This window comes from Luminiphilus sp. nBUS_16 (genome assembly GCF_051201645.1).
In the GTDB taxonomy this organism is placed as follows: Bacteria; Pseudomonadota; Gammaproteobacteria; order Pseudomonadales; family Halieaceae; genus Luminiphilus.
Map to the genome: position 1 here is coordinate 1,578,498 of NZ_CP179205.1, position 13,173 is coordinate 1,591,670.

Sequence of the window (13,173 nt, forward strand, 5' to 3'; positions counted from 1 at the left end):
CACTCAGATGCGGCAATACGACGGTACGGTAGTGGTAGTTACAGGAGGCGCAGGCCATATTGGGCGCGCGATTTGTCAGGGGTTCTTGAATGAGGGTGCGCAGGTCGTTGCCTGTGGGCGGCGTCCCCCCGAAACGCCTGTGGGTGATGGCCCGGAGAAAGCTGTTTTTTTTGCGGCAGATCTGCGTGACTCTGAGGGCTCCCAGTCCTTAGTGGACTTCACGCTGGAACGGTTTGGTCGTATCGATATCCTCGTCAACAATGCCGGAGGCAGTCCTCCTGTTGAGGCTGCCGCAGCCAGTCCCCGCCTGACTGAAAAAATTGTTGCGCTTAATCTCGTTGCGCCATTGGTGTTATCGCAGCAAGCCTATGGGGCTTTGTCAGCTAATGACGTCCCGGGGTGCATCGTCAATATTGCGAGCGTCAGTGGAGCTCGCCCGTCACCAGGCACGGCGGCCTATGGCGCCGCCAAAGCCGGACTGCTGAGCAGCACCCGTTCATTAGCGATGGAGTGGGGGCCACACATCCGCGTCAATGCCATTGTCGTCGGATTGGTTCATAACGAAGCGGGTATTGAGCACTACGGTGGTGCTGAAGGGTTTCAGCGGGTTGCAGATATGCTACCCCTCAAGCGCATGGCGGCGCCTGTGGACGTTGCCAATGCGGTCCTTATGCTGTGCGACGACAAGGCTGCCTATATCTCAGGTGCCGCCCTAGAGGTCGATGGGGGCGGTGAAGTGCCCGTGTTTTTACATTTGGCTAGGGAGGCGGCTGCAACCAAATAGGCGACGTCCAGGCGCGCTCACGAATTGTGGGTGTGTAAAACGCCTCGTCTTCAGCAACGCGACAGCAATTTTTGAAAGCATCCTCACTGGCGCCTAATGCCTTGGCTCGCCTTGTTGAGGCGGCCAGCTGGTCTGGGCAGGCGTCAGAAAGTGGATTTACCCCCATGTTTTGGCACTGCAGTGTGCTCCAACGGCAACTGGGTGTTTCCAGTACCCGGGCGTAGTAAAAAGCGGACTGATCGGGCGTTGGATCGGGATCTTGCCAGACTGTGCACAGACTAGCGCTGCCAGGCGCTGTGGCAGCACAAGTTAGGGGGTCCACCCCAAGTTCGTTGACGGGTGAACCGGCAACGTCGTAGACGCGTTCATGTGTGTTGCCATTGCTATCAACCCATCCTTTAATAATTTGTAATCGTTCTAAGGGATTGCTTGGAAATAGCGCAGTTCCTGAGTCGCGCTGGGCCGAGATATAAAACCGGGGCGGCATGTCACCCGGCTGCTCTGTAAGAATACCGCCCATCGGTACGCCTTTGTCATAGGCGAGCTTAATGGCTGTAGGGTCCTCGCAGAGATTCTCTGGGTAATCACCTGCGAAAAAGCGGACGAGAGGGCGCGTCCCTGAGGTTGCATAGGCTTCTCGTCGGCGCATGGCGTCAAAGAGTGCATCTCGTCTATTTTCCTCTGCCCAAACTACGGCGAGACCCCCGGGGTTTGAGACAAAATGGTCTTGGATATTTCTAAACCCGGCGTCTCTGGAGCCTAAGTGACCGACATATTGGCGCTCTTGTGCCCCTCCTGCGGTTGCCGTGTGTGTGTCGGTGCTACCGATAAAGCCGGGCATAAAAGGATTTAGTCCGTTGGCCTGCTCCAGTGCCAGCCCGTCTTTAAGGACATTGCGCATCAAGTTTCGACGATGGAAAGAGCTTAGGTTGACGGCCTGGCCCTTTTCAGAACGCATCTTGCCCTCGACGGAACCCAGCATATGTAAGTTGTCCGAGGGAATTTGTTCAAAGTCACAGAGCTCATCCTCGGTATCTACGCCAATCCCTTGCAATCGATCGAAGCGACATTCCGAGGCGCCTTTGTGTTGAATCAGCTCCACGAGGGGCTCGAGTGCGCGCCGATTGTGTGCTTCTTCAATGGTGGCGGGGTCAGGAAACATAAGCCCGCCACCAAGATTACTATTATGAGGTATGGCCATGACATCACAGCCATTGCTGGCATCAAGGCACTGTTTTTTTAACTGTCGCCAAAGTTCCGGGACTTGGTTGTTGCTGTCAAACACCGAGATTGGGCGTTCGGTGACGTTTGCGTTTTTGAATATTATATTGCGGTGCAAATTCGCAGCCTCCTGCCCTTGTGTGTATTCGTAGCCCACAAATGCGCTGAATTCACAGTTGTCAGATGGATCGTTGTGGCGCTCAGCAGCTGCTTGAATGTCTGCCCAGATGGTGGTCGCAGCGGCAGTACAATCGCCCAGATCGCAAATGAGTGAACGCTGGGGAGCAACGCCGTCCATGCCCCCTGATAGCGTCCACTGAGAGGCCGCATATAGCTGCACCCAGAGGTTTTTTGTGCGCGACATGATGCATGTTGGTGCCCACCAAGCCAACGTTCCCCAATTGCTGTCGCAGAGGGCGACCTCGCCTAAAAACTGGCCGTGATCCGTGACGGCAGCAAAATCAATGGCGCGATCAATTCTTGCTTCTATGGTTTGGTCGCCAAAAGGGTCTGGCAGGGTAATCATCTCGCCCTTGGCATACCGATAGGCGCCGTCAGGGTCATTTTTTTGGTTCGACAGGAATGCGTCGAAGGAATACCGGGTATGGATGTGTAGGTCGCCAAAAAAAGGCTGTCTTTCAGCGGCGAAGTGTTTGCAGGGCCCAGCGGCAAGGCTTGAGTGTGCGATCAGGGCCATAAGGGCGGCAATAAAGACTGGAACCTTGAGGTTGTGCGGTTTTTGCCGAGTCATAATTGGATTCCTAGCACGGTTAACAGTCCATCATTCACGACGTCTCGTAAGCTCTGTGACCCGTTAGATAAATGATGAGATAAGCGAGCGCTCCAGCAAAAATTCCCGCCCACAGTCCCTTAAAAACGCTGTAACCAAACGGTGTGAAGCTGTCCTGAGCAAGGGTGTTAAGTGCCAATAAAGTTGCGGCTGCCGCAATTAACCCAAGGATGGCGCTTAAAGCAACCGCCATAATGTAACGCTCGGTCACGGCCACAAGACGCAGCGTAAGTGGTGAAGGCGCAGCGAGAACCTCGGGGCTCAGGGCGTCTTTGGTGAGCTGCCTGCGTTGAATGGGTATTAGTATCAGCGTCACGATCATCGCAAGCAAAAATCCCGTCGCCAGTAGATCAGCAGAGATCCCTCCCGAGGGACTGAAAAGTTCGAGAGAGGGTTTATTGCGAGACAACAGCCAGCAAATCAGGCCATTAGCTACAGCGTTAGTTGCACCGTTGACCGCAGTATTTCGCCAGATATGTTGCCGCCAACCTTTGGCATCTAGTGGGGTTTGCACAGAACACTCCTTAGGTGGTGGGGGCTTGCAAAACGATTTGGCGCAACAGCTGCGGGCGTAAAATTTTAGAAAAGCCCCTCAGCTCGCATCATGGCGTCGTGAGCGCCGTCACAATAAATCAAGGACCCGGCGATAAAAGCGGCCTCGGGTGACAGTAAAAAACGGATGAGCTGGGCGACGTCGTTGGGTTGGCCCGCTCGGCCGATGGGAATGGAGGCCACAAATTCTTGAATCGCGGATCCGTAGGCTTCACTTTTTGCCACAGCTTCGGTCATCGGTGTTTCGATGTAACCGGGCGCGATGGCGTTAAAACTGATCCCCCTGCGGGCATAATCGGGGGCAATCCGCCGCATCCACCGTGCAACAGCTTGTTTGCTTCCGGCGTAGCATTCATGGCCGTTACTGGTTTTGGCCAGCTCCCTAGCCTTGTTCAGGTCGTTATCTAGCAACGCTGTTACCAGTGATTCGTTGTCGCACATTGGGGCTGAATTAGAGCTGATGGCAATAATTCGCCCCCCGGGCTTGATCGTATCTACCAGCCCTTCAACTAGGGCACGGGTGCCAAAGTAGTTTATCGTCAGTATCTTGTCAGGCTCGGGAAAATGGGAGGCGACCCCCGCGCTGGTGATAAGGCCATCGACCGATGGAAAGTCATGGCGAACTTTAGCGATGGCCGCTTCCCGCGCTGATTCATCGCTGAGATCGGCCAAGATATCGGCATTTCTAATGTCGAGAGTGACGACTTTATCGCCCTGATCAGTCAAGAGTTGACGAGTTGCTGCGCCAATACCTGAGGCGCCTCCGGTCATGATGTAGGTTGCCATTGTTAAGTCTCGCTTAGTGTTTCGTTTGCGGTATTTGCGATTGGATGGCGCTGCCGGGTAGGGCGGCCATCCCGCCATCAACCTCTAAAATCTTCCCTGACATAAACCCGCTCGCACTGGAGGCGAGGTAAAGCGCGGCCAGCGCGATATCAGTCGGTTGTCCCAAGCGGCCTTGGGGGATCCATCGCACCGTTTCTTCCAGCCGGCCTGGGTCCTGCGTAATAAATGCCGTTGCAGGGGTTTCGATGGCGCCCGGTGCAATACCGTTTACACGAATTTTTGGCGCTAGCTCATAGGCTAGCACGCGGGTCATTTGATCAAGACCGGCCTTTGCTGCGGCGTAGGCGGCCATGTGGCGATCGACCATCCAGCTCATCGCCGAGGAAATGTTAATAATCGCTGCGTTCGGTGCGGCCTGCAGTAATGGCAACGCCTCATGAATCAGGCCGTAGGCTGCACTCAGGTTAATATCGAGGGTGTGCTCGAAGCGTTTCTTATTGACCTTGGCCAATGAACCAAATCCTTTGCCGGGGGCGCCCGCATTGTTAACCACGACATCAAGCTGCGAACATTCGTTATGCAGGGTTTCGAAGGTGGCAGCCATGGCGGTCTCGTCGGTGATATCACAGGAGAATATTCGAGCTTGCTGGCCCAGAGCTCTGACCTCATTAGCGACGGCCTCCAAATCAGCCTCAGTGCGAGCGAGTAAGATAAGGTCGGCACCCATTTCGGCGTAAGCAGTGGCAATGCGGGCACCAATGCCTTTTCCGGCGCCGGTCACCAGAGCGGTTTTACCATCGAGACGAAAAAAATCTGTAAGCATGATATTAAGTTCTCAAATTTTTTAAGAGGCCTTAGTCCATTTGGGCTTGTGGCCAGCAGGGGCTCCACGATAGAACGAAGTCCCTACTAAGGGGAATAACAAGAGTCTTTTGGGGCTAGTCTGAATTGATGATGGATTGAGGTATGGCAGAGTTAGCAGGAAAGTCAGCACTGGTCACCGGTGCAGGGGTTGGGATTGGCCGAGCAATTGCTTGTGTGTTGGCCCGAGAGGGCGCAAAGGTGCTTGTGGTCGATTTTAATGGCGATACCGCAGAGGAGACAGCGTCGCTGATTCGAGCTGCTGGAGGTACGGCTGCTGCGCACGTTGCCGACGTGAGTGATGAAGCTCGAGTCGCTCATATGGTGGAGGCCGCAGTTACTGTCCACGGTGGTTTGCAGGTAGCGTGCAACAGTGCAGCGGTTAGCCGTGGATCAGGCCCCATTCATGGCTTTACCCGCGAGGTCTTTGACCAAACATTGACACTTTGTCTTACCAATACATTTCTATGCATGAAGCATGAAATTGCGCACATGCTAGAGCACGGGGGAGGCAGTATCATCAATATATCCTCCAACGCGTCGCTGCGTGGTCAGCCCTACAATACGGCTTATGCGGCGGCTAAAAGTGGTGTCAACCTACTGACCAAAAGCAGTGCTTCCGAATACGGCCATAAAGGCATTCGTATTAACGCCGTGTCTCCCGGGGTTATCAGAACCCCCGGTGTAGAACGGTATTTTGAGGAGCAGCCAAAGATTGCCGAGGGATTGAAACAGGCGGCAGCAATGCGTCGCCTCGGTGAGCCCGAAGAGATTGCAGAGGCGGTTTGCTTTTTGGCTTCAGAACGGGCGTCTTTTATTACGGGACAGTTGTTGAGCGTTGACGGTGGCGCCGCGGTTAAGTGAGGGCTTAGCCCAAATTCACCTGGCCGCCATCTAAGGCGATTGACTGGCCGTTGACGAAACGCGACTCGGAGCTGCACAACGTGGCGACAAATTCACCGATATCCTGCTCGCAGTCACCTATGCGCTGCTGTGGCACTGTTTTCATAAATGCCTCGGCTTCTTCGGGACGATATTTTGCCCAGGCGGCCAGTGCTGGAGATTGCGCGAGGGGTAGAATCGTATTGCTGCGAATGCCCAGACCGCCCCATTCATTCGCGGCAGCTCGGGTAAGGGCTCTAATAGCTTCTTTCTCGGCGGCGTAAACACCGTAATTGCTGCTGTCCCAACGCATGGCGGCAGAGGATGCCAAGTTAATAATATTGCCGCCACCAGCTGACACCAAGTGGGGCTGAACCAACTGCATAAGGCGTAGTGAAGCCACGGGACCAACGCGTAACCCTAGTTCAAACCCTTCAATAGAGGCATCCATAAGCGATGTGATCTGTGCGGATACGGCGTTGTTGACCAGAATATCCAGTCGATCAAATTTCTCCACGGCTGCGGTTACCAAGCCATCAAGATCTGCAATCACACCAATATCGCACGCTATTGCGGCGCCTTCAGTTCCAAAGCGTTCTTTGATTGTGCTGATCGTAGCCTCACACTTCTCAAGGGTGCGTCCTACCGCAATGATGCGCACCCCTCTCTTGGCGAGAGCAAAGGCAATACCCTGTCCAACACCCTGGCCGGCTCCAGTGATTAAAGCGACTTGCTCGTTAAGTGGCTTGTCCATGGTCACTCCTCAAATAATGCGTGTGTCGGAGAGGTGAATCACCTCAGAGCGATCTAGGTCCAGGAATCGCTCACTGCTTTTTGTGAGATTCTCGATGTGTTCCCACATTCGAGTTTCATTATCGCCGTCGGCAAAAAAAGCCTCCATAGAATGGCTAGCCTCGGGTGGAAAATATTCTTCAACGATGCCGTCGAAATGCGGTTCCCCACTGCGACTCACACGATTTTGACGGTAGCCCAGTGTATTTTGTGTGCTCAAGGCTACGCCGGTATGTTCCTCTAGCCAGTATTGTTGCAGCTGCACGGCGTTGATGTCTGTGCGACGCTGAAAGCAGCACAGCTGAAGGGTGCCAGAGAATCGTTCGCCGACGTTCAGCTGGGGCATTAGGGGGGTGATTCCCTCGCACAAGTAAGCCACTCCTCCCAAAGTTGTAGCGAGGGGCGAGGTTAGTAACGCATCTATAGTTTCGCGGTCAGCGTCTATGGCCAGTCGCCCGCTGGGCAGGAAGCCCAAGGGGTCGCGTGTCCACATGGCGGCCTTCTCGCTGTGGTCATCCCTCTTGGCAAACGCCGCAAAGGAGATCCCAGTGTGGTCTAGGAGTGCGAGGCTTACTGCCTCGGTCGTCGGTACCTCATCGTAAAATATGATGAGTAGCCTGCCATCGTGTGCACTCATTGGGGATAGTACTCTTCAATAATCTTATTTTTGAGCAGCTTGCGTAATGCGTTTCGGGGCAGAGGTTTTTCGGTAAAGGTCACCTGCACAGGCACCTTGAAAGCTGCCAGTTGTTGCTGACAATGTTCAATAACGGTTTCGCTGTCTGCTTCACTGCCCGGCAGCACCTGCACAACCGCGGCGACTTGCTCCCCCCATTTGGGGTCTGGCTTGCCAACGACCGCGGCATCAACACAGCAGGGAAGTGTCATGAGACAGGCTTCGATTTCGCTGGGGTAAATGTTTTCACCGCCGCGGATAATCATGTCTTTGACGCGCCCGCAGATATAGAGCAGGCCCTCTTCACTGATGTAGCCGACGTCACCCGTCGCGAGCCAGCCTTCATGGAATTCCTCGCTGCTCCCCGTGTGGTAACCCTGAATAGCAGCACTCGAGCGAACATTGATTTCCCCGGGCACTCCCGGCGCTGCCGGTTTACCGTCCTCATCAATAAAACTAAATTCCATAATGGGAGAGGGGAATCCAGACGCATTGGGGCGGTGACTGCAGAAATGGCCGGTGAAAGCTGCCCCTGTGCCTAGTGTCTCGGTCATGCCCCAGCCACCTCCAGGGAAGGCAGTGGCCGTCTTGGTCGCATAGAGCTCCGACAACACCTCGGGGGTCGCTGCGCCTCCTGAGCTGATATTGGTGAGTTGTTTTGCATCGCTGTTGGTAAATTGAGGATTGCCAAGGAGCTCCATCATCATGACCGGAGCGCCCATCAGAACGGTGATCTCCTCACGCCGCACTAGCTGCAATGCCTCGGTCGCATCCCATTTGTACATCAGATAGAGGCTGCGACCATGGTGCAGATTGACGATAAACTGAGAGAACAGTCCGCTGATGTGGAATAAGGGGACCGCTAGTAATGTTTTAGGCGGCGTCGAAGATGCGAGTTGCGCGTTCATAGCATCCTGATTTGTCATGTAGGTCGCAGCACCGATAAATTCCAAATTCATCAATGCTTGGCAGCAATTGAAGTGCGACAGCATGACGCCCTTGGGGCGGCCAGAAGTACCCGACGTAAACAAAAGAATAGCGGGATCCTGAGCATCAACGACGGGTGGGGTTATAGGGTCAGGATGGTTTGTATCGATGACAGTTTGAAAGTAGAGCTGGTTGTTTGTCAGTACATCTCCCTCGACAATGAGGGCTGGGACCTCCCGATTACTCTCCTGAACAAACTGCCATCTCGGGGAGTCACAAATTAGCAGTTGAGCCGCACTGTCCTCAAGCCCTTGTTCAAGCTCTGCCCGTTTGCCCCAGCTGTTTAGCGGTACGGCTACACCGCCGACGTTAATAATGGCGACGAAAGCGATCAGCCACTCCGGACGATTACGCATTGCTATGGCAATGGGTGTGCCGGCGGTGACACCCATGTCAGTCATCATCCATGAACTGAGTCGATCAACCGCGGTGAAAAAGTCGTCAAAACTCCACGTTTCACCTTGGTATTGCAACAAGGGTTTGTCGGTGTGCTGGCGTCCCTTGTTCAAGTAATCACCCAGCAGCCTATGGGCCTGCAAAAACGCCGTCAAAGGCTGGCCATTTATGCTTTGAGATGCCACTTCAAACGGCGCCCCCGGGCCGGTGAGTTGTGCAACGGCGTCGTGGTAGGGTTGTGTGAATAGGCTCATAGGGTGAGTCCCAGTGCAGGGTTGAGGGTTAGCAACGCTTGTATGTTGGGGGGTCATTGAGACTTCGTCATGGTCTTTTTAGCCTATCAAAGGGCCTTGCCATCCGTTGACCTGCCTTCCAGCTCGCCAGTAAGGTAGGTGCTCGCCAATTAACAGTAGCGCAACACGATTCATGCAAACGCCGCTCACAGAACTTTTGGGTTGCCGATATCCCATCATTCAGACTGCCATGGGGTGGGTCGCGGATCCTACCCTCGTGGCCGCGACGGCTAATGCTGGCGGCTTTGGATTTCTGGCAGGTGCGGTAATGACTCTGGACGAGATTGAAAAGGGCATCCTGGCGATAAAAGCACAAACCGATGCACCTTTTGGGGTCAATTTTCATATGTATGTGCCCTTTGCCGAGGACATTGTTGATCTTTGTATCGAGCACCAAATTCGCGCTGTCAGTTACAGCCGGTCACCTTCTGCTGCCAGTGTCGAAAAGCTCAAACGTGCGGGGGTGGTTTGCATACCGACCGTGGGCGCTTTTAAGCATGCGGTTAAAGCAGTAGAGCTTGGTGCCGATGCCTTGGTTATCCAAGGCGGCGAGGGCGGTGGTCATACGGGATCTGTCGCGACCAGCATTTTGCTGGGACAGGTGCGGGGTGCCGTCTCTGTCCCGATTGCTGCGGCGGGCGGTTTTCGCGACGGTGGTGGGCTGATCGCTGCTCTGGCTATGGGGGCGCAGGGCATAGCTATGGGCACCCGGTTTTTGTTGACCCAAGAATCTCCCGTTCCGGATGCGACCAAGGCGGTCTATCTAAAAACACCGCCCGAGCAGATTGTGGTGAGTACACGCCTCGATGGCTTACCCCAGCGAATGATTGCAAACAGTTACTTGGCTCGGCTCATAGATGCGAGTCAGATCGGCTTGCTGATGCGTGCATTGCGCAACGGACTGGCCTTTACGAAAATGACAGGCAGCTCACTGTGGGACATGCTGAAGTCTGCGTGGCGAATGCGTCGTGGTGGCGAATTATCGTTGGGACAAACGCTGATGGCGGCAAATGCGCCCATGATGATTCAAGAGGCGATGGTGCATGGGCGCCCGGAGGAGGGCATTTTACCCTCGGGGCAGGTCGCGGGGTTAATTGACGATTTGCCCACGGTTGATGCGTTGATCAGCGGCATCATGGCCGAGGCAGATAGCACGCTGCAAACCCTTTACCAACACCGTAACGGTGGCAATCACCCAGATTAAATGAGGACGGTGCTCAATGGCGGCATTTACCAGTCATGTAGCGGCAAATATCGGACATATTATTTTTAGCAAACCGCCAGTGAATGCTTTTGATAGCAGTGAATGGGCGGCTATTGCGGCAGAAATTTGCAAGCTAGGACTTCGTGGCGATGTGCATGTCATTGTCATAAGTGCTGAGGGTAGGGGCTTCTGTGCGGGGGTCGACATCAAAGAGTTAGGTGCCCACCCCGAGATGATAGTGCCGGTCAACAAGGGTAACTACGACACCTTTGAAGCCATTCATAAAAATCCAAAGCCCGTCATCGTGGCCCTGCACGGCTTTGTGCTTGGTGGTGGCATCGGAATTGCTGGCGCCGCCGATATTATTGTAGCTTCTGAATGCGCCACTTTTGGGGTCCCTGAGGTAGACCGTGGTGCTATGGGTGGGGGTGCTCATCTGCAGCGCATGTTTCCCGTGCAAAAGGTACGTCACATGTATTTCACAGGTGAGTTCATCGACGCTCAGGAAGCTTGGCGGTTGGGCGCTGTGGAAAAGGTCGTCCCTCGGGGGGACCTGTTAGCTGAGGCCACTGCAATCGCAGAGAAAATTGCAGCGAAGAGCAGCATTATGGTGCAGCTTGCGAAGGAGGCACTCAACGGTATTGAAGATGGTGATCTTGAAGCTAAGTATCGTCGCGAGCAGGGTATGACTTTGGAAGCCTATAGTTATAAAGATTCTCAAGAGGCTCGGGACGCGTTTAATGAAAAGCGTGACGTGAGCTTTAAGCCTGAGGGATGAGCCCGAGCCTCTCATGGCAGGTCTGAGCAGTCTGCTAACAGGTGGCAGTTCGACGGCACCCTAGGTACCCGCAAGGTGCATCCATCCAATAGTAACGGCCCGTTTGTTGCGGGCTTATTCGACAGACAGAGACAACAGAGGGTTTCCAAGATGACTTACGATCAAGCACTGCGAGTGTGTGAAACTTATATTCAGTCGTTGGTAACCAATGACGTTGATGCGATTCTTGATTTATATGCCGCTGATGCGACAGTTGAGGATCCGGTAGGTACGGAGGCGCGCACCGGCCAAGACGCGCTACGGTCATTTTATACGGGCGCTGTCACCGGCGTGGTTGCGGCGACTCTCACCGGGGCACCAAGACTCGCGGGCAATGAAGTTGCGTTCCCGTTTCAGGTGATCGCGGGGCAACCGGGTGAGGAAATCCAAATTAACATCATCGATGTTTTCCGTTTCAATGAAGAGGGCAAAGTCGATTTGATGCGGGCTTTTTGGGGTTCCGATAATGTGGGTGCCAAGGCCTAGGCTTGCAGGCATCACGATTTACTACGTTGCGTCGTGGCAGATGCTTACCGTAAATTACGAAGGGCAAGTGGAGTCGGTGACAGATGTCGATATTCTCGATATTGAGTGTGGTACTACTGATCGGTTGGTTATTGCTGATGCTGCGAGCAAGCATTGCGGAGTATCGTTATTACCGGGCCGTGGCCATTCACGAGCCCGAAACTTGGGCGAAGTTAGATGTCTCAAACCACTCGCTCGCTCCTTTTCTGTTTTGGGTCTCTCCCTCTCGCAAGCGCCTGCTGGCGACTGTTGATAATCCGAGGGTGCTCGCTTGCGAACGACACGCAAAGGCCACAGGTAGATGGTTTTTGGGCTATGTTGTGGCTGTGCTGCTCTCAGCAATTGCGTTTTTTAAATGGACCTAGTGCAGCCTTAGCCGCTCATATCCCTGAGTTGAAACAGGCAAAAACCTAGAATGCCACAGGGGTATCCTGCGCCTGGCTAGTGGCTCTTGGACTTTAGGAGTAGGTGACCACGCTTTTTAGCATGAGGCTTACCAGCATGGATTGGCGAGAAACGCCGGTTTTAGCGAAGATCGAACGCAACTGAGCTCGGGCCGTATTTCTGGCAATGCCGAGCTCCGCGGAGGCCTGATCCAGGTTGTCGCCCTCAGCAAGTAGCTTGGCCAAATTCACCTCCGCTTTTGTGAGGTTGTACAGCGACATCAATATGCGTGTATCGATCTCGTAGCTGCGCTCGGGTTCGTTAATGAATACGGTCATGTGAGCGGTGTGCCCAGGCTCTACCGTTTTGTCGATCATCATGGGCTTTACCAGTATTTCCAGGTCTGGACGCCCCGAGGGCCGCTCCACGGCAAGGGCATTGGTCGGCGCCGTATCCTGATTGCGTTGGGCACTAACGATGGCATCAATAAACTCGTTAAATTTTCCCCGGGCACTAGAGCTCTCTAGGTAAATTTGTTCGTTGACGATAGTCAGGCCATCTTTTTCGCGAATGATGTTGTCAGCGACGACGTTCCGGGTGACGACTTTGCCACGTTCATCGAGAGTCACCACGCCGACAGACTGTCGGGTAATCGTGGAGCTGTAGAGGCGACGCTCCTTGTCCAACTGAATCAGTTGCATGCCGTTGGCGACAGCCCGTTGAATATGGGGCGCGAGCAGCGCCAGAAATTCTCGCTCTTCTGCGCCGAAATTATCGGAAGCCTTCGGTCGACAAAAGCGCACGCTGAAGCGTTGGCCATTGGCGTTTCGCAGATCCACTCCCGCCATATGGTGGATATCAACCGGCGCCATGCAAAAGCGGTAGAGGTCGGTGTTTTCAAGTTGGCTGTAGGAAATGCACTCATCGAGACACACGACCTGACCCCAGGGGAGGTTGGTCATCAGGTTGGAGGTGTAGTGACGATCGGTGTAGGGGTTGTCGTGATCATCAACAAAAGTTTTTTGCAAAACATCGGAGGAAACGAAGAGCAGGCCACCATCATCGCCATGGGGCTCACGCATCGTAATTGAGCCAAAGTTACTGCCTATTAAGCGCCGTGTTTCAGCCAAAAAGCCGTTGTAAGGGTCCTCTTCGATGTGACCATCGTAGAGCAGCCCGAGCAGGCGAGACAATTCTTCTAGATTTGCTTGAGTCATCGAGTC

General features: G+C 54.1%; 14 protein-coding genes. 6 read left to right on the forward strand and 8 right to left on the reverse strand.

Annotated elements, in window-relative coordinates; all coding sequences use genetic code 11:
* Positions 1 to 7: 7 nt before the first annotated feature.
* Complete coding sequence (locus ACMAY6_RS06965; RefSeq protein ID WP_435215639.1) at positions 8 to 784, forward strand: SDR family oxidoreductase; 777 nt, start codon at positions 8 to 10, stop codon at positions 782 to 784.
* On the opposite strand, the gene ACMAY6_RS06970 is transcribed toward ACMAY6_RS06965, so the two are convergent.
* The 4 genes from ACMAY6_RS06970 to ACMAY6_RS06985 form a co-directional block, all read right to left on the reverse strand.
* The gene (locus ACMAY6_RS06970) at positions 759 to 2,756 is read right to left on the reverse strand and encodes a DUF3604 domain-containing protein (protein WP_435215641.1); all 1,998 of its coding nucleotides are present in this window, start codon (positions 2,754 to 2,756) and stop codon (positions 759 to 761) included. The genes ACMAY6_RS06965 and ACMAY6_RS06970 overlap by 26 nt on opposite strands.
* Before the next feature lie 34 nt (positions 2,757 to 2,790).
* A complete protein-coding gene (locus ACMAY6_RS06975) occupies positions 2,791 to 3,309 on the reverse strand; it encodes a hypothetical protein (RefSeq protein WP_435215643.1) in 519 nt (172 codons plus the stop codon).
* 65 nt (positions 3,310 to 3,374) lie between these two features.
* Positions 3,375 to 4,133: an SDR family oxidoreductase gene (locus ACMAY6_RS06980; protein WP_435215645.1), complete on the reverse strand. Its 759-nt coding sequence runs from the start codon at positions 4,131 to 4,133 to the stop codon at positions 3,375 to 3,377.
* A 13-nt stretch (positions 4,134 to 4,146) separates the two neighbouring features.
* Complete coding sequence (locus tag ACMAY6_RS06985) at positions 4,147 to 4,956, reverse strand: SDR family NAD(P)-dependent oxidoreductase (protein WP_435215646.1); 810 nt, start codon at positions 4,954 to 4,956, stop codon at positions 4,147 to 4,149.
* A 143-nt stretch (positions 4,957 to 5,099) separates the two neighbouring features.
* Here ACMAY6_RS06985 and ACMAY6_RS06990 point away from each other — a divergent pair, with 143 nt between their 5' ends.
* Entirely contained in the window at positions 5,100 to 5,858 is a 759-nt protein-coding gene (locus tag ACMAY6_RS06990; RefSeq protein WP_435215647.1) for an SDR family NAD(P)-dependent oxidoreductase, read from the forward strand.
* 4 nt (positions 5,859 to 5,862) lie between these two features.
* On the opposite strand, the gene ACMAY6_RS06995 is transcribed toward ACMAY6_RS06990, so the two are convergent.
* From ACMAY6_RS06995 to ACMAY6_RS07005, 3 genes are read right to left on the reverse strand one after another with little or no spacing between them, the layout of a single operon-like run.
* Positions 5,863 to 6,630, reverse strand: coding sequence for an SDR family NAD(P)-dependent oxidoreductase (locus ACMAY6_RS06995; protein WP_435215649.1), 768 nt, complete (start codon positions 6,628 to 6,630; stop codon positions 5,863 to 5,865).
* Between the two features lie 9 nt (positions 6,631 to 6,639).
* Positions 6,640 to 7,305 carry a hypothetical protein gene (locus ACMAY6_RS07000; RefSeq protein ID WP_435215651.1) on the reverse strand — a complete coding sequence of 222 codons (666 nt, stop codon included), beginning with the start codon at positions 7,303 to 7,305 and terminating at the stop codon, positions 6,640 to 6,642.
* Complete coding sequence (locus ACMAY6_RS07005) at positions 7,302 to 8,981, reverse strand: class I adenylate-forming enzyme family protein (protein WP_435215653.1); 1,680 nt, start codon at positions 8,979 to 8,981, stop codon at positions 7,302 to 7,304. Before ACMAY6_RS07005 ends, ACMAY6_RS07000 begins: the two co-directional genes overlap by 4 nt.
* 172 nt (positions 8,982 to 9,153) lie before the next feature.
* Between ACMAY6_RS07005 and ACMAY6_RS07010 the strand changes: the two genes are divergently transcribed.
* From ACMAY6_RS07010 to ACMAY6_RS07025, 4 genes are all read left to right on the forward strand, one after another.
* Entirely contained in the window at positions 9,154 to 10,224 is a 1,071-nt protein-coding gene (locus tag ACMAY6_RS07010) for an NAD(P)H-dependent flavin oxidoreductase (protein WP_435215655.1), read from the forward strand.
* A 16-nt stretch (positions 10,225 to 10,240) separates the two neighbouring features.
* On the forward strand, positions 10,241 to 11,002 hold the full coding sequence (locus ACMAY6_RS07015; protein WP_435215656.1) for an enoyl-CoA hydratase family protein: 762 nt from the start codon (positions 10,241 to 10,243) through the stop codon (positions 11,000 to 11,002).
* Between the two features lie 150 nt (positions 11,003 to 11,152).
* The gene (locus ACMAY6_RS07020) at positions 11,153 to 11,527 is read left to right on the forward strand and encodes a nuclear transport factor 2 family protein (protein ID WP_435215658.1); all 375 of its coding nucleotides are present in this window, start codon (positions 11,153 to 11,155) and stop codon (positions 11,525 to 11,527) included.
* Positions 11,528 to 11,610: 83 nt separating this feature from the next.
* Positions 11,611 to 11,931, forward strand: coding sequence for a hypothetical protein (locus ACMAY6_RS07025; protein WP_435215660.1), 321 nt, complete (start codon positions 11,611 to 11,613; stop codon positions 11,929 to 11,931).
* Between the two features lie 93 nt (positions 11,932 to 12,024).
* Here the strand turns inward: ACMAY6_RS07025 and ACMAY6_RS07030 are convergent, their stop codons facing one another.
* Positions 12,025 to 13,167, reverse strand: coding sequence for a helix-turn-helix transcriptional regulator (locus ACMAY6_RS07030; RefSeq protein WP_435215662.1), 1,143 nt, complete (start codon positions 13,165 to 13,167; stop codon positions 12,025 to 12,027).
* Positions 13,168 to 13,173: the final 6 nt, after the last annotated feature.

Coding starts and splice junctions, on each gene's coding strand:
- ACMAY6_RS06965 (WP_435215639.1), top strand. CDS start 8: ATGCGGCAATACGACGGTACGGTAGTGGTAGTTACAGGAGGCGCAGGC.
- ACMAY6_RS06970 (WP_435215641.1), bottom strand. CDS start 2,756: ATGACTCGGCAAAAACCGCACAACCTCAAGGTTCCAGTCTTTATTGCC.
- ACMAY6_RS06980 (WP_435215645.1), bottom strand. CDS start 4,133: ATGGCAACCTACATCATGACCGGAGGCGCCTCAGGTATTGGCGCAGCA.
- ACMAY6_RS06985 (WP_435215646.1), bottom strand. CDS start 4,956: ATGCTTACAGATTTTTTTCGTCTCGATGGTAAAACCGCTCTGGTGACC.
- ACMAY6_RS06990 (WP_435215647.1), top strand. CDS start 5,100: ATGGCAGAGTTAGCAGGAAAGTCAGCACTGGTCACCGGTGCAGGGGTT.
- ACMAY6_RS06995 (WP_435215649.1), bottom strand. CDS start 6,630: ATGGACAAGCCACTTAACGAGCAAGTCGCTTTAATCACTGGAGCCGGC.
- ACMAY6_RS07000 (WP_435215651.1), bottom strand. CDS start 7,305: ATGAGTGCACACGATGGCAGGCTACTCATCATATTTTACGATGAGGTA.
- ACMAY6_RS07005 (WP_435215653.1), bottom strand. CDS start 8,981: ATGAGCCTATTCACACAACCCTACCACGACGCCGTTGCACAACTCACC.
- ACMAY6_RS07010 (WP_435215655.1), top strand. CDS start 9,154: ATGCAAACGCCGCTCACAGAACTTTTGGGTTGCCGATATCCCATCATT.
- ACMAY6_RS07015 (WP_435215656.1), top strand. CDS start 10,241: ATGGCGGCATTTACCAGTCATGTAGCGGCAAATATCGGACATATTATT.
- ACMAY6_RS07020 (WP_435215658.1), top strand. CDS start 11,153: ATGACTTACGATCAAGCACTGCGAGTGTGTGAAACTTATATTCAGTCG.
- ACMAY6_RS07025 (WP_435215660.1), top strand. CDS start 11,611: ATGTCGATATTCTCGATATTGAGTGTGGTACTACTGATCGGTTGGTTA.
- ACMAY6_RS07030 (WP_435215662.1), bottom strand. CDS start 13,167: ATGACTCAAGCAAATCTAGAAGAATTGTCTCGCCTGCTCGGGCTGCTC.